The following is a 24650-nucleotide window of genomic DNA, read 5'->3' on the forward strand; positions in this document are numbered from 1 at the left end:
GGACTACTTGTCCATCCAGGCCCGCTCGAAGGCTTGCTGGGTTCCGAGGGGGCCGGTCGTGTGGTCCTTGAGGCGCCGGTTGAAGACGCTGACGTACTGCACGTCGATCAGCCAGATCATCGGGCTGTCCTCCGCCAGGACCTGCTGGACCTTCTTGTAGAGCGCGGCGCGCTTCTCCGCATCCGGCTCGCGCGCGCCCTCGCCGAGCATGCGATCGACCTCGGGATTGCTGTAGAAGGTGTCGTTGACGAAGGTCACACCCTTGCGGATCTGACTGGTAAGGAACTGCTTGTTCAGCCCGTAGACCGGGTCGACGCCCTGGCTGAGGAACGGCTCGTTCAGGTCGTAATCGTAGTTGGTGTAGACGCGCCGCAGCCAGGTCGCGGTGTCCTCTGAGCGCAGCGTCACGGCGATGCCCACGCCGGCCAGCGCCTGCTTCAGGTACTCGGCCTGCCGCAGCCACTGCTCGCCGAAGGAATTGACCTCCAGGTGCAGGGCAAAGCGGGTCCCGTCCGCGCCGCGCGGGGCGCCGGCTTCGTCGAGCAGCCGGTTGGCGATGTCCAGACGGTCGGGCACATCGTACTGGCGCACGTCGTCGGTGTAGAGGCCGGCGGTCTTGAACTTGCGGCTGAGCGGGCCGGTGGCGGGCTGGCCGTAGCCGAACATCACGTCCTTGAGGATGACCTTGCGGTCGATGGCGTAGGCGATCGCTTGGCGCACTTCCTTCTTCTGGAGATGCGGGTGGCGGCCGTTCAGCTCCAGAACGCTCTGGGCCGGCGTCATCTCGTAGCCCTTGGTCGTCAGGTCGAGGATCGGGTTGGTCTTCATCCGCGCGAGATCGGCGTAGTTCACCGCGCTGTACCCGGCGAAATGCGCCTCTCCCGCCTCCATGGCTGCCGAGCGCGTGGCCGCGTCCGGGATGAACCGGGCGACGATCCGGTTGAGATACGGCAGGCCGGGCTTCCAGTAGGTCTCGTTGCGATCGAGGCGCACGAACTGGCCGCGCTCCCAGCTCGCGAACTTGAACGGGCCGGTCCCGATCGGCTTGTTGGCGCTGGGGTTCTGGAGGACGTCCGTGCCCTCGAAGACGGAGCGGCACAGGATCGGCAGGTCGCGCCCGGAAAGCGCCTTCATGATGTAGGGCGCGGGATTGGCGAGCCGCAGCACAGCGGTCATCGGGTCCGGCGTGTCGACGGCGACCAGCTCCGCGAGCATGACCGGCGCGATCGGATTGTACTTCTTCAGGATCTCCATGAAGGAGTACTGCACGTCGGCGCTGGTGAACGGCTTGCCGTTGTGGAAGGTCACGCCTTCCTGAAGCTTGAACGTGATGGTCTTGCCGTCGGGCGCGACCTCCCAGGACTTCGCGAGGTTCGGCTGCGGGTTCTGGTCCCAGTCGTAGGTGCACAGACCCTCGTAGACCTGGGTGGCGATCGGCGGGATGTTGCCCGCCGACACCGCGTAATGCGCGAGGGTCGAGGGCTCGGGATGGACGATCATCACCATCGTGCCCCCGCGTTTCGGTTCGGCGGCGCGCGCGCCGCTCGCGGCCGCTGCGAGGCCGAGGGGAAGCGCCAGAATCGTGCGGCGGGAGAGATCAGTCGCGTCGAACGTGCGGGACAAGCCAGAGGACTCCTGAAGCGTCCCGGCATTTCGCAATACGCGTGCCATGTATGCTTCCGGATTGAGTGTTATATTGCGTGACATGAAACATTTCTTTGTAGTTTCAATCCATCATCCCTCAGGGTAGAATAAATATTCTGCACATTATTGACCAAGGTCGATGCCCCGCTGCGCAGCCCCGGTGCCGTGCAGCGGGCACGATGAACTACGCAAATCAGCGGTTCGGGTCCGGACCATCATCGGATGGCGGATATGCCCATGAATTCACTGGAATGCCGCAAGTATCGACTTCGGCACCTTGCAGATGTACGTATAGTTCGGATTGACCATCTGCGTGCAGCGCGCCTCGGCGATCTGCGCGAGCAGCAGATAACCCTCCGGCTCGGGGATGTTCCACTCATCGGCGAGCCAGTAGATCATGTCGGCGAAGGCGATGCGCATCGCGTCCTCGAGCGGGCGGGCGCAGCCGAGTGTGCAGATATGCGTGGGCGTCTCGATCCGCGGGTGGCCGAGCCGCGCCGGCGCTGGCACGAGGCTCACCCGCAGGGTCACGTTCGCACCGATCTCGATCGCTCCCATGCCGACCGCTTCGCCGTCGCCCTGAAGCGCGTGACAATCGCCGATGAAGAAATGCGCGCCGGTCTTTTCGACCCGCAGCATCACGGTATTGCCGGTTGTGACCTCCTGAACGTCGAGGTTGCCGCCATGCGTGCCGTTGTCGACCGTCAGGACCGCGCCGTGGACCGGCGCGACGCCGATGACGCCCGCCATCGGCTTTACCGGCAGCCGGAGCCGGTCATTCCAAATCACATGGCCGTCGTGCACGTCGACGACCTTGGTCCGGATGCCCCATTCCTTGCGGCGCACCCAGTCCGGGAACATGCCGTGCCCGGGCCAGAGGGAGCTGTAGCCGCGCTGGCCGAGTTCCATGTCGAGGATCTCGACCTTCAGCATGTCGCCCGGCTTCGCGCCCGCGACCTCGATCGGGCCGGTTGCCCCATTCACGAACGGGAATGTGACGTCGGCCTCGGTCAGGTTCTGCCCGAGTTCCCTGATGACGCCGTCACCGATGTTGATCACGCATTCGACCGTGACGATCTCGCCCGGTGCGATCGTCGCGACGAAGGGCTCGTCGCCCGAGAGGGCGTACTTGATCGTTCCCTGCTTGCTGATGCGCTGCGTCACACGGGGCTCCTGATAACGATGGCGTTGATGTCCAGGGGTGGCGTGGGTCAGTGACGATCCCGCCAGGGCATGAGCAGCCGCTCGGCCCGGCCGACCAGGAAGGTCAGGATAAGGGCCAGCGCGATCGTGCCGACCAGGGCGGCGAAGACCTTCGGGATCGCGTAGAGGGATCCTGCCTGGAAGATGGCGTGGCCCAGGCCCACGGACGACGACATGAACTCGCCGACGATGGCACCGATCAGCGCGAAGCCGACGGTGAGCTTCAGGCCAGCGAAGATATCGGCGAGGCTCGACGGCACCACGAGCTTGGCGAAGATCTGCGGCTTCCGCGCGCCGAGGGTCCGCATGAGGTTGATCTGGTCCGGGTCGACGCCGAGCGCGCCCTTGTAGGAGGTCACGAGGGCGACCACGACGACCGAGAGCGTCGACATCGCGACCTTCGAGGCGAGCCCCGTCCCGAACCAGATGATAATGATCGGGGCGAGCGCGATGATCGGGATCGAGCCGATTGCGACAATGAAGGGCTGGACGACCCGCGAGACGAAGGTCGAGTACCAGAGCGATAAACCGGCGAGCGTGCCCACGATGTTGCCGATGAGGAACCCGAGCCCCGTCTCGAGGGCCGTCACGCCCGCATCGCGCAGGAGCGTGCCGTCGGCGAGACCCTGCCAGAGGAACCGGCTGATCGCCGAGGGCGAGCCGAACAGGAAAGAGGATTGCGGGCTTTGGCGGGTCTGCCATTCCCAGGCCGCCAGCAGGGCTGCGAGAAGTGCGATCTGCACCAGCAGGACGAGCGCGCCTGAGCGCAGGCGCGCACCGTCGCGCGGCGGTGCGGGCGGGGCATCCCGGCTCGTCCCGATCACGGTTGCCGGTCCGGTCGCGGCGTCCGACATCTCAGGACCTCGCTGCAGCGCGGCTGATGCCACGACCGGCGCCGCCGACCGTGGTGCGTGGGATATCGAGATCGGCCCAGATCTGGCGGACGTAGTCGCTGAAGCCGGCACTCTCCCGGGCCCCGATCATGTCGTCGGGCGCACAGTCGAGGTCGATCGTGTAGGCGGCCTTGACGGTGGTCGGCCGCCCGCTCAGCACGAGGACCCGGTCGGCAATCGAGACGGCCTCCTCGATGTCGTGCGTGATCAGGAGCACGGACTTGCCGCCGTCGCGCACGAGCCGCACCGTGTCGGCTTCGATCAGCAGCTTCGTCTGGAAGTCGAGCGCCGCGAAGGGCTCGTCGAACAGCAGGACCTCCGGATCGTTGATCAGGGTGCGGGCAAGCGCCACCCGCTGGCGCATGCCTCCCGACAGGGTCGCGGGATAGGCCCCAGCGAAACCGTGCAGACCGAGCTGGTCGAGGAGCGCGCGCGCCCGCTCGTCGGCCAGACCGCGCGGCATCCCTCGCAGTTCGGTGCCGAGCTTCACGTTGTCGAGGGCCGTGCGCCAGGGCAGCAGAAGATCCTTCTGCAACATGTAGCCGATCCCGCTGGGCGTGCGGCCGCGCCGGTCGAGGGGCACGCCGTTCCAGAGGATGCGGCCCGAGTCCGTCGGCGTGAGACCACAGACGGCGTTGAGGAGCGTGGTCTTCCCGCAGCCCGAGGGGCCGACGATCGCGACGATCTCTCCGCGGGCGAGCGCGAAGGTGAGATCACCGACGACAGGCAGGATGCGACCGCCCGTCCGATACGCCTTGGCGAGATGCTCGACGGAGAGCGGAGGCACGGGAGACCCGGGGCGGCCCACCGCTTGCAGAGTACCTTCGGACACGGGGACGCCGTTCAGCCGGCGCGCTTTGCGGCCTTGTCGGCGAACGTATTGTCGACGACCTGATCGAAGGTGAGCGTGCCTTTGATATTCCCGAGATATCTTTGCATGCTCATCAGGCTTTCCCAGGCGACCTTCTCGGTCACGACGCTGGAAGCGGGGATCTTATACTTCAGCTCCGCATCGATGGCAGCGTCCACGACGTCGCCCGGGAGGTCCGGAAATTCCAGCCGCGCGACCTTCTTGGCATAATCGGGATCGCTGTAGGTTCTGCGCCCGGCCTCCTCGAAGGCTGTCACCAGGGCCTGCACGGTCGAGGGATCCTTCTGGATCGTTCCGGGCAGCACCATGATCCCGGTATTGCAGAACGGCCCGACGTAGTTCGAGAAATCGAACACGATTTTTGCACCCTGCGCCACCGCCTGAGCGACGCCGGGCTGGTAGGCGACCGCGATGTCGGCCGCGCCGGCGAGCATGGCGGCGATCTCGGTTCCGGGACTCACCGGCACGATCGTCGCGTCGACGCCGAGCCTCATCCCATTGCTCTCGATGAGGCGCTTGGTCACGCTGAAGTTGGTGTTCGGTTCCGGCGAGGTGGCGATCCGCTTGCCCTTGAAGCCCTTCGGATCGGTGAAGGGATCGACCGACTTCGAGACCGCGAAGTAGTGGGCTCGCTGAACAACGGTGCCGACCACCATCCCGGGCCCGCCGTTCTCACGCGAGATCACCACCATCGTGGGGTCACCGATGGCGAAATCCGCCGAGCCCCCCAGCACGGCCGCGAAGGTCTGGGTGTCGCCCCCGGCGGCGCTCACCTGCAGGGCGAGGCCGTTCTTCTCGAAGATGCCGGCGTGAATCCCGACGTAGAGGTTGATGTAGCCAAGGTTGTGGACGGCCTCGCTGAAGCGGACGGTCTTGAGTCCTGCGGCACGCGCGGAGGTCGGCGCCCATGCCGCGCCAACCGCTAGGCCGGTCATTCCTCTCAGGATCGAGCGCCGATGGAGCAGGGGCGACCAGGGCTGAGGCATACGAGCTCCGCGGGAGTCGATGAGGGAGTCGGGCGCGTGCCGAGAAAGGGCGACTGTCGAAGCACAAGATCCTGGGGCCGCTGCCGTCGGGCATTCGCTCAAGCAAGTTGGCTGCCAAACCGCGCCCTCATTCGCGGAGATTGCGCACCATTCGATATGAAATCCGGTCTGCAAGCTCGGAAAGCAGCGAGAATGTCTGATCCATGCCGCCGCAATGGACAAGAAGAGCCGATCAAATGCTACGCTTCAACAGCGATCGTTCGTCCATGATCGGCCGCGCCGCGGGCGGCGCAAAGACGCGTCGATCGAATGCCGACAGTTCTGCGCAAGGCGATCCGGCTCTGACTAGGAATTGCTCTTCGACATCCGTCGAGCAAGATTTTCGCCGATCATCACGCAGGTGAAGTGCAGGTTGGCCCGACAATCGCTCGGCATGATGGAGGCGTCACACACCCGCAATCCGTCGATGCCGCGAACCTTGAGATCGGGATCGACGACTCCGGATGCGTCCTGCCAGCCGGTCATGCGGCACGTGCCGGCCGCGTGCTGGATGTCGCCGGCCTCGGCAAGCATCAGGGCATCGAGCTCGTCGTCCGGGAGGCGCGCGGCGTCGCCGATCGCGAGCGGGCTCTCACCGAACCGGATCGCCGTCGCGAGACCGGCCAGGGCCGGATGCGCGGTGAGGCCTGCGAGACGGCGCACCGCGTCGCGCATGCGCAGGCGATCGCGCGGGTCATCGAGCATGTTCTCCTCGATGATCGGGTTGGCTTCCGGATTGGGCGCGGTGAGGTGCAGCGTCCCGCGCGAGAACGCGTCGTAGAGCCCGACGCCGACGGCGCCCTGCGGCGTCGGTTCCGGACCGGTCAGGGTCCGATGATTGTAGGCGACGAAGATCATGTCGCGCTCGCCGCCGCCCGCGAGGCCACTCGAGTACGTGACGCAACAGTTGGTGTGGCGCGCATCCGAGCCGAGCGCCCGATGGCCCGGCTTCAGATCCAGCGTCGCCCGCAGGATCGGATGGTCCATGAAGTTGCGGCCGACAGCCTCGTGCGCCTGCCGGACGGGAATGCCGAGGGCACGAAGCGGCTCGGCCGGGCCGATCCCGGAGCGCATCAGGATCGCCGGGCTGTGGACGGCGCCGGCGCACAGCACGATCTCGCGGCCATGGATCTCGGTCCAGGGCCCCGCACCGAAGCGGACGCGCAGGCCGACGGCCCGGTGGCCCTCGAACAGGACGCAGTCGACCAGGGCCTCGCAGCGGATCTCGAGGTTCGGCCGGTCGCGCGCCGGTTCCAGGTAGCCGTCATTGGTGGTGACCCGGTGACCGTTGCGGCTGTTGATCGGGTTGCACGAGACGCCCTCGCCCGTCGGCGCGTTGAGATCCGCCTTCCAGGGATGGCCGGCTGCGAGGGCGGCCGCGCGGAGCCCCAGATCCACCGCGCCCCAGGCATCCGGCTTCGCGCGATACACGGGGAGCGGACCGCCGCGACGGCAGCTGTCCTCCGGGCCGAAATCGGCATCGTCCTCGATCCGGTCGAAGAGAGGCAGCACATCCGCGGCTGACCAGCCGGAGCATCCCTGATCCGCCCAGGCATCGAAGGCCGCGGGAACGCCGCGGATCGCGATCTGCGCGTTCACCGTCGAACTGCCGCCGAGCGCGCGCCCGCGCCAGTAGAACCGGGGCTCCTGCGCACGGGTCCGCCGGCTCATCAGTCCCGGCCACTGCCAGTCCGCCTGATGTGCCGGGTCATACATGAACGGGATGATGTTGGCCGAGCGCAGCGCCGGCGGCGCATCGGCGGAGCGCCAGTCGCGTCCAGCTTCCAGCAGGAGCACCCGGCGGCGCGGATCCTCCGAGAGGCGAGCTGCCAAAGCCGCCCCGGCGGAGCCTGCGCCGACCACGACGATATCGTACGGGGCTGCGCTCATTGCTTCTCGACGTTCCAGAAGAGCGGGATAGCGGAGGGGATCAGACCGGTGAGCGAGGTCCGGTAAGCCGCGGGCTGCGCGAACTGGCCGAACGGGACGACTAGGCCCTCGCCGTAGACGATGGTCTGGATCTCCCCTGCGATGGCGCGCCGCTTGTTCAGATCAGGCTCGCGGGCGAAACGGTCGAACAAGCCAACCATGCGCGGGTCGCACATGAACCCGGAACTCGCCGCGTCCTTGCAGTTGAAGTTGATCGCGGAGTTGGTCAAAGGCGAGCTGAGATCGAGCCCGAGCGCATGGATGCCGAAGAGGCCCCAGCCGGCCTTCTTGGTGCGTTTGGCGAGCAGGGCTGCCCAATCCATCACCTGCAGGTCGACGGTGAAGCCGGCCTCCTTCAGCCGATCGGCCAAGATGGTCGAGGACACGCGCGCCGCCTCGAGATCGTTGGCCACCATCACGATCACCGGCTCGCCCTTGTAGGCGGTCTCCTTCAGAGCGGACCGTGCCGCCGCCACTGAAGGGGCGTGCAAGAGGTCCGTCCCGACATGCGTCTCGTAGGGCGAGCCGCAGATGAAGAAAGCGTCGCAGGTTTGCGAGAAGCGCGGGTCGAGGCCGAACCCGTCGAGGACCTCGCGCTGGTCGACGAGCCGCAGCAGCACGCGCCGGATGGCCGGGTCGTCGAAGGGCTTGGACGCCGTGTTGATGCGATAGTGGCCCGTGAACCTGTGCGGGCCGGTGAAGTTCATCACTGCCAAGCCCTTCTTGGACTCCATCTGAGCGATCAGGTCGAAGGGCGCATACTGCATGTAGTCGATCTCGCCCACGCCGAGGGCGCCCGCCGCCGTCGCCCCGTCGGGGATGACGCGGATGTCGAGGGCGTCGACCTTCACGACCTTGCCGCCCGCCAAGAAGTCGGCCGGCTCGGGACGTGGCCGATAGTCGGAGTTCCGGCGCAGGAGCATATGGTCGCCGGGGACGTGCGCGGCGCGGTCGTAGATGAACGGACCGGATCCCACGACCTCAGAGAGCTGCGTCGTCGGGGGCGTTGCGGCGAGCCGCGCCGGCATGATGAACGGCGTGGGGCTCGACGTCGTGCCGAGTGTGTCGAGGACGAGGCCGTAGGGCTCTCGCAGCGTCAGCACGAAGGTCCGGTCGTCCACGGCGTCGAGGGCAGCCGTCACGTCCATGAGCCGGCCGCCCAGCGCGCTGCGAGCCGCCCAGCGCCGCAGCGAGGCGACGCAGTCGGCGGCCCGGACCGGCGCGCCGTCGTGGAAGCGCAGCCCGTCGCGCAAGGTGAAGCGCCAGGTGAGTCGGTCATCCGTCACCGACCATGTGTCGACCATCTGCGGCCGGAACACGCCCGTCGCGTCCGGCGCGAACAGCGTCTCGTAGACCATGAAGCCGAAGGTTCGCGTGATGTACGCCGTGGTGAAGTAGGGATCGAGGGTGACGATCTCGGCTTCCAACACCGCCTTCAGCGTCGTTTCCGCGCCCGCGGAGCCCGGCGCGAGCAGCGCCACGGCCGCGAATAGGCCGGAAAACCAGGATCGTCTCATTTCGCATTCGCCCTTTGCCTGGGCCGCAGAGGCAAGCCGGATACCAAGCCGATCGCGCGTCGGCTGGCGATCGCGTTTGAGCCGGCATGCGGGGGTGCCGGTATACGATCGGAGGGATCGTCATGGATGATCCCGTATTCGCGCGTCTTCGAGGCGGGCACACGGTTCAGGGAACGAGCGGCTTCCACGAGCGCACGGGTTCTCACCGGCTCAGAGGTGACGGTGCTGTCGCTCACCTCGGACGCTCACCTCGGACAGGCGCGATGCCGTCCGCCTCGACGCGCATGTTCTGATGCTGGCCGGGGCCGTCTGGTCGGTATGGCGCTCGGACCCCTGGAATGGGGATCGGGCCGCGGATCTTCGAGTAGCCGTTTATGCGGCTCTGCCTCCCAACCGAGCACACGCTCCGCACGATCGACGACAATGGCCCGACCAACATGCGCACGGCCTTGACCAAAGGCCTCATGCGGCTCCTCATGTGGAACATGCCCTTCCACGCCGAGCATCGCCTCCACCCGCCGATCCTGTTCTATCGCCTGCCAGTCGCCCGCGCGGCGTTGTGCCTCGGCATGCGCCAGCGAGACTACGCCCACTGGCATGTCGGAATCGTGCGGATGCTGCGCCCGTGAGCGGTTGGGCGACGGCCACCGGAACCTTCGACCTCGGCGACCTGACGCTACAGTCGGGCGCGGTGCTGCCGAGAGCGCAGCTGCGCTGGAAGACGCATGGGACGCTGTCCGCCGCCCGGGACAATGTCGTGCTCTATCCGACGAGCTATTCGGCCCAGCATACAGACTTGGAATGGCTAATCGGGCCCGATGGGGTGCTCGATCCGAGCTGTTGGTTCATCGTCATCCCGGACATGTTCGGCAACGGCCTGTCGTCGAGCCCGTCGAACACGCCCGACTGGCCCGGCCTCGTCACCGCCTGGGACAACGTCCACGCCCAGCGCCGCCTTCTCGCCGAAGTGTGGGGGATTGCGCGTCTGCACGCCGTCTATGGCTGGTCCATGGGGGCGCAGCAGGCCTACCACTGGGCGGCGCTGTTTCCCGAGCAGGTCGCCCGCGCGGTGATCAATTGCGGCAGCGCCCGGACCGCCACCCACAACCGCGTGTTCCTGAAGGGCCTCATGACGGTGCTGGAGGCCGCGCCGGAACATCGCGGCGCCGGCCGCTTCTCGGCCGAGCCCGCCGCGGCGCTCCGGGCCTTCGGGCGCATCTACGCGGGCTGGGCGCTCAGCCAGGATTTCTACCGGGCAGACCTGCACCGCACCGCCCTCGGCGCCCCGGACCTCGACACCTTCCTGCGCACCGACTGGGAGGAGCGCTTCGGCCGCCGTCCGGCAGCCGATCTGTACGCGCAGCTCCACACCTGGGATGCGGGCGACATCAGCCGCGACCCGCGCTACGGCGGCGACCTCGCGCAGGCGCTGGGCGCGATCACGGCCCGGCTGCTGCTGATGCCGGGTGCGACCGATCTCTACTTCCGCGTCGCCGACAACGTCGCCGAACTGCCGCACCTGCGCGATGCCGTCCTGCGGCCGATCCCGAGCCTCTGGGGCCACCGCGCCGGCAATCCCTCGACCAACCCAGCCGATGCGGCCTTTCTCCGCCACACCGTGCGGGCTTTCCTTGCCTCGGCAGAAGCGAGCGCGTCCTGAAAGCCCCGGCCTATCCGCCATCGCGGGGAGAGTCGTCTCAAGCGTCGCTACGCGCCCATTGCATGAGTTGATCGAAGCTCGGCAGACGCTCGCGTTTGTCCTGACGCCAAGCTGCGTCGGCATGGCTCGGCAGAGGAAGGTAGTACCAACGTTTCCGACGCTTTGCGCGTCAACGAGTGTTGGCCTAATTCATTGAACGCCCGGGAAAATCGGGATGTCCGCCCTGGAGGACTCAGCACAGCCATGCAGCATGCGATGGACAGAAGCTGAACTCGGCAAGGGGCATCTTTCCTCGGGCGCGACGCCCGCGATCTCGCGAACCGACGGGATGGCCCGTATTTTGAAGCACGGAGCGCCGCACGCTACAAACGATGGGTGTCGTCCGGTCGCTGTCCGCCTGCGCGGCGAGCACGCCATCCCCCGTCTGAGCGCTGCCTCGAAGCTATCGGATACGGTGGCATTGAGACGCGTCGCTTCGTGGCATAGCCGTTCGGTTACTTGGGTAAGTGATCCCGGATATCGATGGCGGGCCGACGACCACATGGCGCAGAGCGGACGGTGATCCAAGCTGAGCCTTGCAACCCATGCCGCCTCGCGGGTTTCCGCCCGCGGGCCGTGCTTTGCCTTCTACGCCCGCTCGCCCGTCAGGACGGGGACCAGCGGGGGGCGCGTGCGGCCCAATCCCAACGCCAGCGCGGCGCCTGTGGCCGTGACCAGGGCGAGCGGCAGCAGGCCCAGCGCGTAGCTGCCGCTCGCGTCCTTGATCACGCCCATCAGGTACGTCCCGACGAAGGCGCCGAGATTGCCGATGGCGTTGATCTGCGCAATCCCGGCCGCAGACGCGCCCGGCGGCAGCCATTCCGTGACCATTGCCCAGAACGGGCCCTTGACGGCGTAGGTCCCCAGGATCGCCAAGAACAGGATCGCGACCGTCGGCCCGAATCCCTGTGCGGCCAGTGCCGCCGCGAGGCAGAGCGCCGTGAGCGCCTGCGGCCCGGCGACATGCCACGCCCGCTCCCCCATGCGGTCCGAGCGTCGGGCCCAGAGCACCATCAGCCCAGCCGCGACTCCGAATGGCACCGAGTTGAGCAGGCCGATCTCCATGGTTGAGAGGCCGTGGGACTTGAAGATCTGCGGCTGCCAGATCGACAGACACGCGCTCGCGCCGACGCTTCCAGCAAAGATCAAGCCCGCGGCGAGCACGCGCCAATCGAGGATGACTCGCCAGACGGACGATCGGACCATTGGCTGCTCCGCGCGCTCGGCTTCCAAGCGTCCGGTGAGCCAGCCGCGCTGCCCCTCGTCGAGCCAAGTCGCCCGATCCGGCCCTTCCGGAAGATACCTCAGGACGAGGAGCCCGAGCATCACGGCGGGCGCGGCCTCGACGATCGACATGAGCTGCCAGCCGCGCAGGCCCAGCCAGCCGTCGAGCCCGAGTAGCGCCGCTGAGAGCGGCGAGCCGACGAAGTTCGACAGGGGAACAGCCACCGCGAAGAGGGCGATCACCCGGGCGCGATAGACCTTCGGGAACCAGTGCGTCAGGTAGAAGATCACGCCGGGATAGAAGCCGGCTTCCGCCGCACCGAGCAGGAAGCGCACCGCGCAGAATGAGATCGGCCCGATGACGAGCGCGGTGGCCGCCGAGATGAACCCCCAAGTGATCATGATCCGGGCCAGCCACAGGCGGGCGCCGAACCGCTCGAGCATCAGGTTCGAGGGCACCTCAAACAAAAAGTAGGCGACGAAGAATAGACCCGCGCCTAGGCCGAAGACCGACGCGGATAGGCCGGCATCGGCATTCATCTGCAGCGCCGCGAAGCCGACGTTGACCCGGTCAATGAAGGCGACGAGGAAGCCCAGCATCAGCAGCGGCATGATCCGAAGCGTGACACGCCGCATCGTCGCCCGTTCGATCTCGGACGGGATCTCGTCGCTCGTCGATGTCACGAACCGCTCCGGGTCTGAGAGGGCATCCGCGCGCGGACGCTGGCCCGGGCGCAGCCGACTGGCAGCACGGGCTGTGCCAGCTCAGCCCGGTTAGGTGCCGACCCGGAGGGGGGCGGCGAGCTTGCGCAGGTAGGCGATGACCGACAGAGCCGTGATACGGCCCGTACGAGGGTTCTCGTCGGTCGGCACGTTCTCGATCGTCATGGAGAACCGCGCTGAGTCAGCCTCGACCTCGATGCGGTGGGTGTTGCGATCGAGGACGGGATCGGCCCAGATCTCGAGCTCGGTCCGGTCCGGGCCGATGCCGGCGAGTGAGAGCGCGACCGCGACGTTGAGGTTGGCAGGAAACCCGCGAGCCGCCTCGCGCGGGCTGCCCGAAAAGACCCGCATCGGCTCGGTGATGCCAGCGATCTCGATGCCGTTCTCCACGAGGTAGGGTGCGCCGACGAGGCCGCGCACGGGCTTGCGGGTAATCATCCGCACGGTGTGGATCGTCCCCTCCGCTGCGGCCGTCACGGCGTCGAGGCCGAGCAAGGCGCCGGTCGGGACGACAATCTGACCGCCGTGGGCGCGGGCGGTCTCCATGAGGTCCTCGTGCTCGAGCAGCGCCCCGCAGCTCAACACAACGGCGGTTTTGCCCGCCGTCACGAACGGCCGCACGATCGCCGGGAGGTGCTGGGACGGCGCGCATTCCAGCACGATGTCGGCCGACGGCTCCAGGGCGTCGAATGCGGTAACGACCTCGGGCGGCGCGTCGAGCGCCGCGAGCTCGGCCCGGGCTTTCGCGGCATCGCGGACCGCGACGGTGGTCAGGCTCAGGCCAGGTATGGCGCCCCTGTCGAGCGCGCGCGCCACAGCCCGGCCGACGGTGCCGAGCCCGGCGATCGCGACGCGCCCGCCGCGGATCGGCGACCTGGCTACTTCCTCCGGCAGCATGCTGAGTTCCCGTTCACCGAAGCCGGGGCGGCCGGTCACCAGAACCCCTCTGCATCGACCATGCCGAGGGCCGAAACGGATCAGTCGTTTTTTGGACCGCCCGCGAACCGGCGGCTAGGCTCAACCGCGCTGAGCCGCGACGGCGCGAGCCTGTTCGCGGGCCGTCTCTTGCCGGACGCACAAGTCCGCCGGCGGCATGCAGCGTGCCACGTGTGTTCGAGGGTGGGACCCTGGTCGCCCCGCCGTGGCGAGATACACATGCCCGACAATGCCTAGCTGCTCGATCTCATTGACGTCCCGTTATCGCGTTGGTCCGGCGTGAGTGCGAGTCTTCCGGTTGTGTAAGACCCTGACGGGAGGAGCAGAGCCGTGAAGAAGAGCAGGTTCACCGAAGAGCAGATCGCCTTCGCACTGAAGCAGGCCGAGACCGGGACGTCGACCGCGAAGGTGCTGCGCCGGATGGGCATCTCCGAGCAGACGTGTCTCAGGGGCTTCCTCCGTTCTTTTAAGCATCCATCCGCTTGCCGGGCTTCAGCCGTGTCGGCTCATTCGTGCCGTCTGGCCCGCCGCTTGCGACGCCATTGCTCCTCCCGACTTCAGCCCCGCCGGCACTGCCGCGCGGGGCTTTTTGGTTGTCCGTGCCCGATGATGGGTGAGGACACGCATGTCGCCTTCCGGTATTGCACAATGCCGCGTGCACGACAGGTTCTTAGGATTTCTTTATCTATCCCAAGTATTGATACCAAGCATATTGCTTTTTTCAGCACGATATGGCTATGGGCGTGCCGTGCGGCATGTCTGCCCGAGCCATCAAAAGCAGTAGGATTAAAGTGACAAGCGAAAACATTGACCACGCCGCTGGCATCGTAGAGCTGGCCGGCGACATCGTTGCCGCCTACGTATCGAACAACTCAGTTCCCCTTGCCGAACTGCCTGACTTGATCCGGAGTGTGCACGGCGCGATCGCCAGCCTCGTTTCCGGCACCCCGAACCCTTCGACTGGCGCTGTCCTGCAGGCCGAGGTCGAGAAGCCGAGCGCAGCCCAGATTCGCAAGTCTGTCCGCCAAGATGGTATCGTCAGCTTCATCGACGGCAAGACCTACAAGACGCTGAAGCGCCACCTGACCAGTCACGGCTTGGATCCGCGCAGTTATCGCGAGCGCTATAGCTTGCCGGCAGATTATCCGATGGTGGCCCCGAGCTACGCTGAACAGCGTTCTGCTCTCGCCAAGGCGATCGGCCTCGGCCGACCCGGTGCAATGGCTGCGCTGATTGACGAAGTGGCTCAGCCAGAGCGGAAGGGCCGACACAAGGCCGCCTAACGTTCCGGGCGTTTCGCCACTCCGCTATCGAGACCTCAAGTGTCGATCCTCAACCCGCCCGGTCCGCCGGCGCGGGTTTCCTTGTCTCGGCGCTATCCCTTCATCTCGGCAAGCATCGTGGCGCCTTCGGTTAGAAAAAATGCTTTGATCTTTTGGTCGCGGATTCGCAGGGCGCAGTGTCTCGCAATCTCGCTCATCGACCGATTCTTCGGGTTCCTGAGGAGATCGGCCAGATACGTCTGGGCCTCGGCCTCGGTCTCGATGGTGAAGGGTTGAGGGTCCACGAAGCACCTCTCGTTTTGATCTGTCCGGTTTGCCGTGGCGCGCCTTTTAGTGCCCCGTCGACCGACGAACGGTTAGCTCGCAAGAGGCGCTTTCAGCGCGTAGCCTGCAAATCGATAATGGGGCCTCCGATGTCGAAGAACTCGTCCTCGTTAAGATCCGCCAACTCGATCTCTTGCCGCGGGCGCTGAAGCGGCACGAGCGCAGAGATCATGCCGAGACACACTGCCCCGGCGATCAGGGCAGCAAATAGTGCGAGCGTCATAGTTAACATCGGAATGCAACGCGATAGCCGACATATAGACCGTTAGGCTTAAGGCTTGCTTGCGTCAGACCGCACGCGTTTTCTAATCGCCGCCGGTCATCCTGACGCCGAATCGAGGCGCGTACCGGCTCCAACGGGTGAGACAATCCCGATCCATGCCGCCGAAGAGCGGCTCGCCTTCTCCTGCCACTCGAGGCGAAAAAGCTGGTCGGCATGCCGCGAGCGAGATGATCAAGACTCTAAGCCCTGAGACAGGCAGCGTTCAGGGCGTCGTGCGCCGGCTCGAAAAGGTTGGGATCATCGTGGCGCATGAGCATCTAAAAGCCGGCATGCCCACTGCTGAAGTTGGCCCGGAGCACGGCTTCCTGCGCGTCGGGTATGCCGGCGCCCTGATGGTCACCCACAGTCGGGTCGTCGGCGTCGAGCCTGACCGGACTGTGTTCGATCGCTTCTCCGGCTACCGGGCCACGCCCGGGCGGACGTGGGGGCCGCCGGTCTGGGAGATCGCGGCCAGAAGCAGAGCTGCGTAGCTGCTGATTGCTTCGGCTGAGCCGGCCTTCGAATTAGGGGCGGTCAACAGGCGCGGCGGATGCGCGGCAGCCTCGGTCGAGAAGGTAGGTCACGCCTGCAAGCAGAGTGGCTTCCTGTTGTGGTCTCACGCGCTTCAGCATGACCGTGGAGGCGCACTGATCGGGACCGTCGAGTGGCATGGAGCACGCAGCATCGCTATTGCCGGGGAGCACGATCCGCGCAGCTTCTGCCGTCCCCTCACGCTCGAACGTCCCGTACAGGCGGCTGAAGTTGATTCTATAGCCGCCAACTCGGGTCGACATGATCGAGTACGAGCAGTGATTGATCCGCGTGACGATCACCGCGCCATCATCCCCGCCGGTCAGCAGCGCGCGGTCTGCCGATAAGACCTTGAGTTTCGTCGAAGTGATCGGCAGCGCATGTCTCAGAACGTAGGCTGCCTGCGCGAGCGTTCGGCTATCGCGGCGACTGGCAGCGCCCGCCGGCGAGATCAGGCACAGCACCAAAGCTAGAATGAGAACTGCGTACATGCGGTCAGAATATCGGCTGCCGCATGCCTGTCGAGGCGCCCTCGGGTTTCCCCCTCAACAGCTCCGCGCCCCCGCGCCAAACTTGCGAGCTCGCGGCTAAGGGGCGCGGCTGACCCCGCCGGTGATCTGCAAGGATGTCGGGAGCAACCGCGATGTGAGCCGGCGCAGGATGTTGCGCCGGGCCAAGCCATTAACGCCTCGGGCCTTTTTCGAGCGCAAGGTGCGGTTATGTCCAGCTGCGTACCGAGCCAGCCGTGCACTTCGAGATCCGATCCACCGGCCGCCACCTCTGGACCTAGGTGCTGCTCGACGCCTCGCATCTGACGGTGATGGAATTGGACCGGACCTTCCCGTCCGAGGCGCAGGCGTCGGCGGCCGCGTCGGCCTTCTCGAAGCTGGTGACCCCTGCGGGCAAGACGCTCACCGCGCCGACGTCGGGCAGCCTGCTTTAGGCTCCGGCCGCGCGCCCGCCGCACGGCTTGCTTGCGTCGATCTCCACGAGATGCGCACGGCCGGCCGCAGTGATGAACCACGCGTCCTCGCGACGCCCCGGGCCAGGCGCCGAGCGGAATTCGACAAACCCTCGCTTGCGTAGGACCGACTTGGCCGACAGATAGGCGCTGCGGCGCAGTTCCTGCGGGTAGAGAAGGCAGGCGCGAAGGGCCTCGAGCTGGTGGCCGCGGGCCGACGCGAGCGGTTCGGTGGGCGTGACGGCACCGAGCTATCGCGGGTCGACATCCCCGACGAGCCTGCGGATCGCGGCAAGGCCCCACAGGTCCGCGTCAAAGAAGGCCAGGTCGCCGATCTGCCAGCGCTCGAGCTCGTCAAATCCGTATGGCAATGGCCTATAAATTTGAAGATTGACTACTCTCTATTCGTCTTATGATCGGCTTGATATTTGAGCCATATAGCACGATCAACTTCGACGCGCTTGAGGCGGTCGGACTCTTTCTCGTGCGTCAGCCACAGGACAATGCCGACCATCGTCGCTAGAACGAGCGGGCCGAGAAAAAGAACAAGCATCTGTGCGAGCGTCAGGCTCACGCGCGCAGGGCTCCAAGCAGGCGTCTGGCCACCAGATGTAGTATACCTGCCAAGAGACTCCAACTAACCAGGAGAGCGCTGGCTGTAAGCGCGCTGGCGGTGCCCGAGAAGATCGCCACTGACGGGGAGATGCCGCCGACAGCCACGGAGGCGACGGCGACGCCGTTGACCCACATCGCTGTCAGCTTCGCCCGCTCATTGCGGATCAGCTTGGCGTCGTCGGGGCTGAGTGGCGGGATTTCGGTATCGGCCATGACACGGGGTAGCTCGGAGCAACCGAGGGGTTGAACAGGGGCTCGATCCGTGAGGCTATTTAGAACAGAACAGGAACAAAATCCAGGGTTGAGTTGGCCTTATCGCCGGCTTTGGCGCTTCCATCCCCAAAATGCCAGAGCGCGGCTTTCGGCAGTTATCGGCGACGAAGATCGCGACGCATCGCATCAGCAGGGCATGGTCACGGCTTCGCAACCAGGGCCCCTAAGGCTTACCCCAAAAGAAGCAGCTTGGTTCGACTTCATCATGCCAAAGACCGGCCTGTCGGGCGCCTCTATGGCTTACTTCCAGCCTTCTTCGACGTCTCGGCCGGCTTGATGCTGCCCGTCTCAGATACCCGATCACGAGCTTGTTCAAAGCGCTTCTTCGAAGCGACGAGTTCGCGCTGTGAACCGGCAAGCTGCCCCTTCGCTGCGTCACGGGCCGCAATAGCTTGGCCGAGTTCCGCGCGGGCAGAGGCGAGTTTGCCTTGCCACTCACGAACGAGGTCCATGTTCGCCTGCTCCAACTCTTTCTGGCGACCCACTAATCCGTCTCGCTCGGTTTGAAGAAGGCTGACCTGAGCTGTGAGATCGCGGTTGGCCGACGCTTTATTCGCGTAGGCTCCCCAACCCGCTATGGCGTAAACCCCAAGGACCAGGGGCAGCAACTGAGCGCGTGTTGGCTTCCATGCAAAAAGCATCTGAAGTTTCCAATGCATCAGTTCGAGCAGGCGAGGCATGGACCGGCTGTCTCTCATGTCAGTTAAGCGGACCTTGTCGGTCCGAACGGCTAATCGATCTGACCAAGAATGATGCCCGCACAGCGTTAATTCTTGTTTACGATGCGCATCACGGAGCGATTTATCGGCGTGGCGCGGGTTGCAGAAACCGGTACGCGGCCGACTTTGTCTGGGTCGCGCCGCTGCATCTCAAGCCGCTCAAGATCGATCAAGGCTGCCGTAGTCGGTGTAGCCGCGCGGTGGCCTATGGGATCGGTTACCAGCCTCGAGCTTGGTCAACCTGCACGAAAAGCGCGACCGCGGCGCCCATCGGCGGCGCTGGCTCAGGCGCGCGAGCCGATCCTGACGCGGTTGCGTGCGGCTCGCCGCCTGAACCTGGTAGGCCTTTCAGGTCTGCGGCCTGATCATGCCAGGATGTTGACGGCACGCGCGGCGACCAGAGCCACCGTGAGTAGGGAGACCAACGCCTCAGCCATCATCAGCAATTTCGCGCGCGGCGTCAGCGGTAGCGTATCGGTGGGCGAGAAGGCGGTGGCGTTGGTGAAGGCCAGAAACAGGTAGTCCACAAAGCCCGGCACGAACGGGTCAGCCGTATCCTGCTGCGGCAGCGTCATCTGTGGAAACAGAAAGTCTGGATCCCGCGCACTCGGGTGGCCGCGCAACGCCGCACCGCCGCGATCCGTCGTCCAGAACCACAGGGCGAAGATCACGACATTGGTGCCCCAGATATTGAGGGCATCCACGAGCAAGGTCGGGCCGCCGGCTGCCTTGCCATTCAGGAGGGCGTGGACCAGGGCTACAAGAGCGGCGGTATTGGTCACGGTGATCAGCGTGGTCATGAAGAGAGCCATCCTGCGGATCAGGCGATGATGGCGGTGCACCTCGGCCCAGTGTGCGTCTGTCGTGGCGCGTCGCGCCCGGCCCTGGTTCCAGGCCGTGGCGGCCGAGAGTGGCACCAGCAGCGCCAGTTCGAGCGTCGGGGCGAGCCAGCGAGGTCCGAGCGAGAAGTCGTTCACAACGAGCAACTGGAGGCCAGCCACGCAGGCGATGGCGCTCCGGGCCAACCAGAAGTCCAGGGCACTGGTCCGAACGCGATCAGGGTGCGGCGGCCTCGCCATCAACGACGTCCCTTGAGGAGTTATCTCGTTGGGGCGGTCGCGCCCCTAACGCTTCTTGCCTAGCTCGGCGGCGATGTCCTTGGTCATTCGACCGACCTTGCGATGCGCGGCCGTAAGCTGGTCCTGCGTCACACCCCAGCGCTTGATCCAGAACTCGACAGCCTTGCGTTCCGACAGATCGAGGCGGTCCCTGTCGATAAAGCCACGCTTGTCCTTGAGGCCGGCCATGGGGATCCTGTTGGTTGGTGACAGGTGATCTGGGAAAGACCTAGCGAACGTCCTCACGAGGTCCGTGCATAGGGCTGCGGTAAGCCGCAGTGATACCTTTAGCATCCGGCATCTGAGCCCCTCGCTAACGCACGTGATGGCCGGCCTCCGCGAGGGCGGCGATCATTCAACGCTACGAAAAGGACAGCTCGTGGAAGCTGAGCCGCAGCATGAGGCAGGGTTGGCTGGGCTCCTCGTGGTCGGCTTCAAACAGGTGCTCGCGCAGGCCGTTCACGCCCTCGACGAATCGCGCACAGATACTGGCATGGAGGCGGCGTCGAGTGGCATCAGGTCGGTCATGCACCATACATTCGATTGCGTTCCCGTTCGTGACAACCTTCACTGAGGTTGTGCTGTCGCTTTGAGCCATTCATGAAGCTTGGTCCAGCGCGGCCGCATGTTGCCGCCGCGGACCGCGATCCCCAGCGCCTTGCGCTGTGCCAGCAGCACGACGAGTCGCTTTCCGCGGGTCACACCCGTGTACAGGAGGTTCCTCGCCAGCATGGTCCAATGTTGCATGGCGAGCGGAATCACCACCGCCGGATACTCCGAGCCCTGCGATTTGTGGATGGTCGTGGCGTAGGCCGGTACCAGCGTGTCGAGTTCACCGTAGGGATAGATCACCTTCCGACCCTCGAAATCGACGATCACCGCCCCCTCGTCCTCATCGATGCGCGCCACCGTGCCGAGATCGCCGTTGAACACCTCCCGGTCGTAGTCGTTTTGGCTCTCCATCACCCGGTCCCCCGGCGAGAAGCGCCAGCCGAACCGCTCCACCGAGGTAGAGGGATTCGGATTCAGCACCGCCTGAAGCTCATGGTTGAGGTTGCGCGCGCCGAGCACACCGCGCTGCATCGGCGTCAGCACCTGCACGTCGCGGACCGGGTCGAGTCCAAAGCGGTGCGGAATGCGCCGGGTCACCACCTCGATCAGCGTCGCCGCCGCCGCCTCGGGCTCTTCGATCTCGATCAGGTGGAAGTCACTGTCCGCGCCCCGTCCAGCCAGTTCGGGCAGTTTGCCGGCGTTGATCCGGTGTGCGTTCACCACGATCCGGCTCTCGGCCGCCTGTCGAAACACTTCGGTCAGTCGCGCCACCGGGATAGCCCCCGAAGCGATGACGTCCGCTAATACCTGCCCAGGTCCAACGGAGGGCAGTTGGTCAACGTCGCCGACCAAGAGCAGCGCCGCGTGCTCTGGGACCGCCTTGGTCAGGGCGTTCATCAGCGGCACATCGACCATCGAGGTCTCATCGATCACCAGTAGGTCGCAGGCGAGCGGGTTCTCCTCGTTGCGCGAGAAGCCGCCGTGCTTCGGGTCGATCTCCAGCAGGCGGTGGATCGTCTTGGCCTCAAGCCCCGTCTGCTCAGTCATGCGCTTGGCCGCTCGGCCAGTCGGGGCGGCGAGCAGCACCTGTATGCCCTTCGCCCGCAGGATGCGCAGGATCGTGTCGAGCGTCGAGGTCTTGCCGACCCCTGGACCGCCGGTGATCACCGCGAGCTTGGCGCCGAGCACACGGCGCACGGCCTCACTCTGCGAAGGTGACAGTGCCTTGCCGGTCTTTTCTTGGACCCAGGGCAGCGCCCGAGCGAGGTCGATCTCCGGCCAGGGCGGCGTGCCCTTCGTTCGCCGGAGTAGCCGCTCGGCAATCATCCGCTCGGCGGCGTGCAGCCCGGCCAGGAAGATGCACGCCTTATCACCGAGGATGTCCTGCACAACCTCACCGGTCTCCAGCACGTCGAGCAGCGCCGAACGGATCAGCGTTGCCTCGACGCCGAGCAGCTCGCCCGCGAGCTTGATCAGCTCCGCCACAGGTAGGGCACAGTGGCCGCCGTCGGTCGCCGTCTGAAGGGCAAACGAGATGCCCGCGCGCAGCCGCTGAGGCGCCTCCGGGGTCAGCCCGAGCTTCATCGCGATAGCGTCGGCGGTCTTGAAGCCGATGCCGCGGATGTCCTTGGCCAGCCGGTAGGGATCCTCGGTCATGACCGCGATGGCCTCGTGGCCGTAGGTCTTGAAGATCCGCACCGCCCGCGCCGTTCCGACGCCGTGAGCGTGCAGGAACAGCATGATCTCGCGCACGGCCTTCTGCTCGGCCCAGCCGGCGATGATGCGGGCGGCGCGCTTCGGGCCGATGCCGGCGACTTCAGGCAGGCGCTGCGGCTCAGCCTCGATGATCTCGAAGGTGCTCTCGCCGAAGGCCGCGACGATGCGCTTAGCCATGGCGGGGCCGATGCCGCGCATGTGGCCTGACGCGAGATACTTCTCGATGCCCTCGACCCCGGTGGGCGGCGTGACCTTCAGGGTGTCGGCCTTGAACTGCACGCCGTGCTGGCGGTCCGTGTGCCAGATGCCGGTGGCGGTGATCCACTCGCCGGCCGCGATGGCGGGGGCGTGCCCGATCACCGGCACGAGGTCGCGCTTGCCCCGCGCCTGCACCTTAAGCACGCAGAAGCCGGTCTCCGGGCTGTGGAAGGTGACGCGCTCGATGGTACCGGCCAGCGCCTCGATTTCTGGACCGGCCGAGCCGGGGAATGGGCGCGTAGCCACGGCGGCTATGAGATCCTACGAGCCTGCCCCGGAGATCGACGCCCCGACACTTTCCGAGGCATTTCCGCAGTATGGGCCGCCGGTCACTTAATGTCATGGTGCTGATCGACACAGCGGGCCGTGTCGGCGTTCATTCAATCTGCGAGACACCACCCACGTTCGATGTGACGAAGATGCTGGCCGACGCGCTCAGCGAGCACCTTGCGCTCACCTATCAGCGTTCCTTCGACAGTCGCGAGCCAAGGTTCACCGAGGTGGGCTTCGACCGCCAGCTTGGCTACACCGGCCCGGCCGATCGCGCGGAGCGGTACCCGGCGTTCTTCTGGTGTAAGACCGAGCCGGACATCGCGGATGCGATTCGCTTTCTCGGTCTAATGGTTGAGGGGCGCAGGTGGATCGACCAGGCCTCCGGGTCGTGGCGATCGTGGGCACGACGACGATCCGCATCTCCGCCCGCACGCTGACCCAGACGCAGCCCTCCCCGTCCCGTCCGTGGCTGAAGCGTTCGCGCGCATGCGCGCTGGGCAGGCGGATGCCTTCGCGCTCTCGCAACACACGCTACGGCCGGTGGTCGCGCAGATCCCGGGCTCCCGGATCGTCGCGGGCGGCTTCCAGCAGACGCAAGTCGCCGTCGCCGTTCCGAAGGGCCGACCTGCCGCCCGCCTACGTCACGGCGTGGCTCGAGGGGGCGAAGCGCACCGGCGTCGTCCGGCGGATCTTCGATACCCGCGGTTTCCGCGACGACGCGGCCGCGCGCTGACCGGACCTCGCAACCGGCACCACGCGGCGGACCGATGTGCCGCGCCGAGGCACGCGTGCCGCGCAGCTATTTGGCCTGACGGCCACCGATCCGCTCGGCAGGAGACCGGCGACCAACGGACACCCCGCGACGAACCTCGTTCGGCCGCGCGACCCCGGATCTCTGTTGGCGTCCGGCCGGTTGACCGGAGAGAGGGGCCGCCGGCCGATCCAGTCCGGCGCGCAGACAGTTCAAGGCAAGCCAAGAGGAGGCTTCGTGGACGGATCCAGGAAACGGGAAAAGCGCGACCTCAAACCTCTGGTGATCGCGCTCGTCGTCGTGGGGCTCGTCTTTGCGGGGGCCATCGCGGGCTACTGGACCTGGCAGACCGGCAGCCAGCAGCATACCGCCTCGCGGCAGAGCGACGGATCGGCGACGGCTCTCCCAAAGTGAGCTGGCGACCCAGGCCATAGATCTAGCGAACACCGTCATCGTCGGCGCGGCGGGCGCCTGAGCGGGTGGATCGGCAGTATCGAGGCGGGACTTAAAGGAAGGCTCCCGCGATACGGGCAATCAAAGCGGTCCGTGACACCCGGTCTTCAACGGAACCAGGTATTCGGGCAGCGCCGACGGAGGTCGGCTCCGCCAAGATCTGGAGATGGGTTGATGCTCAAGTCACTCGCCGCCGCGGCACTGCTCACCGTCGGCATCGCCGTGCCGGCCTCGGCGCTGCCAGTCCCGGGGTCGCCGCTCCCCGCCGCGCAGGACGGGCTGATCCAGCACGTCTACGGCGGCTGCGGGCCCTACGGCCACCGTGGGCCGTATGGCGGGTGCCGCGCCGGCGGCCAGTGGGGCGGGTATGTCGGTCGGGCCTGCCCGCGCGGCTTTCATCTCGGTCGCGGCGGGCGGCGCTGCTGGCCGAACCGGTACTGGTAGCAAGCACCCCCGGCCCCTGTGACGCGGCCGCGACACGGGCCGACGGACCCCTGTGGACGGCGCGCCACCCCCGATCCGTCACGGTTCAGGGGCGGGCCTGACGTCCTCGCCCCCGCCCCCGGCCGTGCCCTGTTCGCCCGTTCCCGCGCCGTCATTCTCGAGCACTGCGAGCGCCTCGCGGTGCTCGTCTCCTCGGCCCTGTTCCTGGCCGGCGCGCTCCCGCTGTTCTGGGCGGTCGGCTGATCGCCGTGGCACTCCGTGCCGGAACGCAGGAACACCCCGGGAGCGTGCGCTCCCAGGGTGCTGCCGACCTCGCGGCCAGTTTGATCGGGCTGGGGATGCGAAGGTCAACCGGAAGGCTGCTCTTCGGCGGCGGAGAGCGATGAGGCGAACCAGCACCCTCGCGCCCGCCGCCGCATCTCCCGGCACAGCCGCCGGGAGCAGCGCGACCGG

At 66.3% G+C, this 24650-nt stretch carries 26 protein-coding genes and 1 pseudogene; 9 read left to right on the plus strand and 18 right to left on the minus strand.

Annotation, left to right across the window (positions count from 1 at the left end; all coding sequences use genetic code 11):
• Positions 1-3 precede the first annotated feature (3 nt).
• From ME121_RS23195 to ME121_RS23225, 7 genes are all read right to left on the minus strand, one after another.
• The gene (locus ME121_RS23195; protein ID WP_029359273.1) at positions 4-1623 is read right to left on the minus strand and encodes an ABC transporter substrate-binding protein; all 1620 of its coding nucleotides are present in this window, start codon (positions 1621-1623) and stop codon (positions 4-6) included.
• Between the two features lie 264 nt (positions 1624-1887).
• Complete coding sequence (locus tag ME121_RS23200; protein ID WP_059409645.1) at positions 1888-2808, minus strand: acetamidase/formamidase family protein; 921 nt, start codon at positions 2806-2808, stop codon at positions 1888-1890.
• Between the two features lie 47 nt (positions 2809-2855).
• Entirely contained in the window at positions 2856-3701 is an 846-nt protein-coding gene (locus ME121_RS23205; protein WP_083461070.1) for an ABC transporter permease, read from the minus strand.
• Position 3702: 1 nt separating this feature from the next.
• Entirely contained in the window at positions 3703-4527 is an 825-nt protein-coding gene (locus ME121_RS23210) for an ABC transporter ATP-binding protein (protein ID WP_348648828.1), read from the minus strand.
• Between the two features lie 56 nt (positions 4528-4583).
• Positions 4584-5546 (minus strand): ABC transporter substrate-binding protein, encoded by a 963-nt coding sequence (locus tag ME121_RS23215; RefSeq protein ID WP_059409646.1) that lies wholly within the window; start codon positions 5544-5546, stop codon positions 4584-4586.
• Between the two features lie 396 nt (positions 5547-5942).
• A complete protein-coding gene (locus ME121_RS23220) occupies positions 5943-7526 on the minus strand; it encodes a GMC family oxidoreductase (RefSeq protein WP_059409647.1) in 1584 nt (527 codons plus the stop codon).
• Positions 7523-9082: an ABC transporter substrate-binding protein gene (locus ME121_RS23225; protein WP_059409648.1), complete on the minus strand. Its 1560-nt coding sequence runs from the start codon at positions 9080-9082 to the stop codon at positions 7523-7525. Before ME121_RS23225 ends, ME121_RS23220 begins: the two co-directional genes overlap by 4 nt.
• Before the next feature lie 374 nt (positions 9083-9456).
• Here ME121_RS23225 and ME121_RS23230 point away from each other — a divergent pair, with 374 nt between their 5' ends.
• Positions 9457-9711, plus strand: a complete 255-nt coding sequence (locus ME121_RS23230; RefSeq protein WP_029359278.1) for a fatty acid desaturase family protein — start codon at positions 9457-9459, stop codon at positions 9709-9711.
• A complete protein-coding gene (locus ME121_RS23235; protein WP_059409649.1) occupies positions 9708-10742 on the plus strand; it encodes an alpha/beta fold hydrolase in 1035 nt (344 codons plus the stop codon). Before ME121_RS23230 ends, ME121_RS23235 begins: the two co-directional genes overlap by 4 nt.
• 627 nt (positions 10743-11369) lie before the next feature.
• Here the strand turns inward: ME121_RS23235 and ME121_RS23240 are convergent.
• Both ME121_RS23240 and ME121_RS23245 read right to left on the minus strand, forming a co-directional pair.
• Positions 11370-12689, minus strand: a complete 1320-nt coding sequence (locus ME121_RS23240) for an MFS transporter (RefSeq protein WP_053622066.1) — start codon at positions 12687-12689, stop codon at positions 11370-11372.
• Between the two features lie 90 nt (positions 12690-12779).
• Complete coding sequence (locus ME121_RS23245; protein WP_127991284.1) at positions 12780-13625, minus strand: aspartate dehydrogenase; 846 nt, start codon at positions 13623-13625, stop codon at positions 12780-12782.
• Between the two features lie 369 nt (positions 13626-13994).
• On the opposite strand from ME121_RS23245, the pseudogene ME121_RS34095 reads away from it, so the two are divergent.
• Both ME121_RS34095 and ME121_RS23250 read left to right on the plus strand, forming a co-directional pair.
• Positions 13995-14105, plus strand: a pseudogene (locus tag ME121_RS34095) (transposase); the annotation flags it as partial.
• A 350-nt stretch (positions 14106-14455) separates the two neighbouring features.
• The gene (locus ME121_RS23250; protein ID WP_053622080.1) at positions 14456-14947 is read left to right on the plus strand and encodes a Ros/MucR family transcriptional regulator; all 492 of its coding nucleotides are present in this window, start codon (positions 14456-14458) and stop codon (positions 14945-14947) included.
• Between the two features lie 92 nt (positions 14948-15039).
• Here the strand turns inward: ME121_RS23250 and ME121_RS23255 are convergent, their stop codons facing one another.
• Both ME121_RS23255 and ME121_RS34100 read right to left on the minus strand, forming a co-directional pair.
• Positions 15040-15231: a hypothetical protein gene (locus tag ME121_RS23255; protein ID WP_029359286.1), complete on the minus strand. Its 192-nt coding sequence runs from the start codon at positions 15229-15231 to the stop codon at positions 15040-15042.
• 92 nt (positions 15232-15323) lie between these two features.
• Complete coding sequence (locus ME121_RS34100; RefSeq protein ID WP_164891288.1) at positions 15324-15494, minus strand: hypothetical protein; 171 nt, start codon at positions 15492-15494, stop codon at positions 15324-15326.
• 227 nt (positions 15495-15721) lie between these two features.
• On the opposite strand from ME121_RS34100, the gene ME121_RS23260 reads away from it, so the two are divergent.
• The gene (locus ME121_RS23260; RefSeq protein ID WP_053622065.1) at positions 15722-16024 is read left to right on the plus strand and encodes a hypothetical protein; all 303 of its coding nucleotides are present in this window, start codon (positions 15722-15724) and stop codon (positions 16022-16024) included.
• A 33-nt stretch (positions 16025-16057) separates the two neighbouring features.
• Here the strand turns inward: ME121_RS23260 and ME121_RS23265 are convergent, their stop codons facing one another.
• Positions 16058-16555: a hypothetical protein gene (locus ME121_RS23265; protein WP_053622064.1), complete on the minus strand. Its 498-nt coding sequence runs from the start codon at positions 16553-16555 to the stop codon at positions 16058-16060.
• Between the two features lie 299 nt (positions 16556-16854).
• Here ME121_RS23265 and ME121_RS23270 point away from each other — a divergent pair, with 299 nt between their 5' ends.
• On the plus strand, positions 16855-17007 hold the full coding sequence (locus tag ME121_RS23270; RefSeq protein ID WP_246753213.1) for a hypothetical protein: 153 nt from the start codon (positions 16855-16857) through the stop codon (positions 17005-17007).
• Between the two features lie 412 nt (positions 17008-17419).
• Here the strand turns inward: ME121_RS23270 and ME121_RS34105 are convergent, their stop codons facing one another.
• The 6 genes from ME121_RS34105 to recD2 form a co-directional block, all read right to left on the minus strand.
• Positions 17420-17599 (minus strand): hypothetical protein, encoded by a 180-nt coding sequence (locus tag ME121_RS34105; RefSeq protein WP_127991288.1) that lies wholly within the window; start codon positions 17597-17599, stop codon positions 17420-17422.
• Positions 17596-17853, minus strand: a complete 258-nt coding sequence (locus ME121_RS23275) for a hypothetical protein (protein ID WP_059409650.1) — start codon at positions 17851-17853, stop codon at positions 17596-17598. The genes ME121_RS34105 and ME121_RS23275 overlap by 4 nt, the downstream gene beginning before the upstream one ends.
• A gap of 293 nt (positions 17854-18146) precedes the next feature.
• Positions 18147-18593, minus strand: a complete 447-nt coding sequence (locus ME121_RS34110; protein ID WP_127991289.1) for a hypothetical protein — start codon at positions 18591-18593, stop codon at positions 18147-18149.
• Between the two features lie 404 nt (positions 18594-18997).
• The gene (locus tag ME121_RS23280; RefSeq protein ID WP_053622062.1) at positions 18998-19711 is read right to left on the minus strand and encodes a hypothetical protein; all 714 of its coding nucleotides are present in this window, start codon (positions 19709-19711) and stop codon (positions 18998-19000) included.
• Positions 19712-19756: 45 nt separating this feature from the next.
• Positions 19757-19939 (minus strand): DUF3606 domain-containing protein, encoded by a 183-nt coding sequence (locus ME121_RS23285; protein WP_029359293.1) that lies wholly within the window; start codon positions 19937-19939, stop codon positions 19757-19759.
• A 378-nt stretch (positions 19940-20317) separates the two neighbouring features.
• Complete coding sequence (gene recD2 / locus ME121_RS23290) at positions 20318-22522, minus strand: SF1B family DNA helicase RecD2 (RefSeq protein ID WP_059409651.1); 2205 nt, start codon at positions 22520-22522, stop codon at positions 20318-20320.
• 95 nt (positions 22523-22617) lie between these two features.
• Between recD2 and ME121_RS23295 the strand changes: the two genes are divergently transcribed.
• The 3 genes from ME121_RS23295 (at position 22618) to ME121_RS23300 (ending at position 24197) form a co-directional block, all read left to right on the plus strand.
• Positions 22618-22986, plus strand: coding sequence for a hypothetical protein (locus tag ME121_RS23295; protein ID WP_179240025.1), 369 nt, complete (start codon positions 22618-22620; stop codon positions 22984-22986).
• A gap of 551 nt (positions 22987-23537) precedes the next feature.
• The gene (locus ME121_RS34115; RefSeq protein WP_179240026.1) at positions 23538-23714 is read left to right on the plus strand and encodes a flagellar basal body-associated FliL family protein; all 177 of its coding nucleotides are present in this window, start codon (positions 23538-23540) and stop codon (positions 23712-23714) included.
• 213 nt (positions 23715-23927) lie between these two features.
• Positions 23928-24197, plus strand: a complete 270-nt coding sequence (locus ME121_RS23300) for a GCG_CRPN prefix-to-repeats domain-containing protein (protein ID WP_024830641.1) — start codon at positions 23928-23930, stop codon at positions 24195-24197.
• Positions 24198-24650: the final 453 nt, after the last annotated feature.

Origin of the sequence: Methylobacterium sp. ME121 (assembly GCF_000974725.1) — a bacterium.
GTDB lineage: Bacteria > Pseudomonadota > Alphaproteobacteria > Rhizobiales > Beijerinckiaceae > Methylobacterium > Methylobacterium radiotolerans.

What these genes read in the sequence shown, in the direction of transcription:
- ME121_RS23285 (WP_029359293.1), bottom strand. Translation starts at nt 19,939, where the DNA reads ATGGCCGGCCTCAAGGACAAGCGTGGCTTTATCGACAGGGACCGCCTC.
- ME121_RS23215 (WP_059409646.1), bottom strand. Translation starts at nt 5,546, where the DNA reads ATGACCGGCCTAGCGGTTGGCGCGGCATGGGCGCCGACCTCCGCGCGT.
- ME121_RS23230 (WP_029359278.1), top strand. Translation starts at nt 9,457, where the DNA reads ATGCGGCTCTGCCTCCCAACCGAGCACACGCTCCGCACGATCGACGAC.
- ME121_RS34110 (WP_127991289.1), bottom strand. Translation starts at nt 18,593, where the DNA reads ATGCCTCGCCTGCTCGAACTGATGCATTGGAAACTTCAGATGCTTTTT.
- ME121_RS23220 (WP_059409647.1), bottom strand. Translation starts at nt 7,526, where the DNA reads ATGAGCGCAGCCCCGTACGATATCGTCGTGGTCGGCGCAGGCTCCGCC.
- ME121_RS23225 (WP_059409648.1), bottom strand. Translation starts at nt 9,082, where the DNA reads ATGAGACGATCCTGGTTTTCCGGCCTATTCGCGGCCGTGGCGCTGCTC.
- ME121_RS23275 (WP_059409650.1), bottom strand. Translation starts at nt 17,853, where the DNA reads ATGGCCGATACCGAAATCCCGCCACTCAGCCCCGACGACGCCAAGCTG.
- ME121_RS23295 (WP_179240025.1), top strand. Translation starts at nt 22,618, where the DNA reads ATGGTGCTGATCGACACAGCGGGCCGTGTCGGCGTTCATTCAATCTGC.
- ME121_RS23300 (WP_024830641.1), top strand. Translation starts at nt 23,928, where the DNA reads ATGCTCAAGTCACTCGCCGCCGCGGCACTGCTCACCGTCGGCATCGCC.
- ME121_RS23260 (WP_053622065.1), top strand. Translation starts at nt 15,722, where the DNA reads ATGATCAAGACTCTAAGCCCTGAGACAGGCAGCGTTCAGGGCGTCGTG.
- ME121_RS23205 (WP_083461070.1), bottom strand. Translation starts at nt 3,701, where the DNA reads ATGTCGGACGCCGCGACCGGACCGGCAACCGTGATCGGGACGAGCCGG.
- ME121_RS34100 (WP_164891288.1), bottom strand. Translation starts at nt 15,494, where the DNA reads ATGACGCTCGCACTATTTGCTGCCCTGATCGCCGGGGCAGTGTGTCTC.
- ME121_RS23265 (WP_053622064.1), bottom strand. Translation starts at nt 16,555, where the DNA reads ATGTACGCAGTTCTCATTCTAGCTTTGGTGCTGTGCCTGATCTCGCCG.
- ME121_RS23280 (WP_053622062.1), bottom strand. Translation starts at nt 19,711, where the DNA reads ATGGCGAGGCCGCCGCACCCTGATCGCGTTCGGACCAGTGCCCTGGAC.
- ME121_RS23245 (WP_127991284.1), bottom strand. Translation starts at nt 13,625, where the DNA reads ATGCTGCCGGAGGAAGTAGCCAGGTCGCCGATCCGCGGCGGGCGCGTC.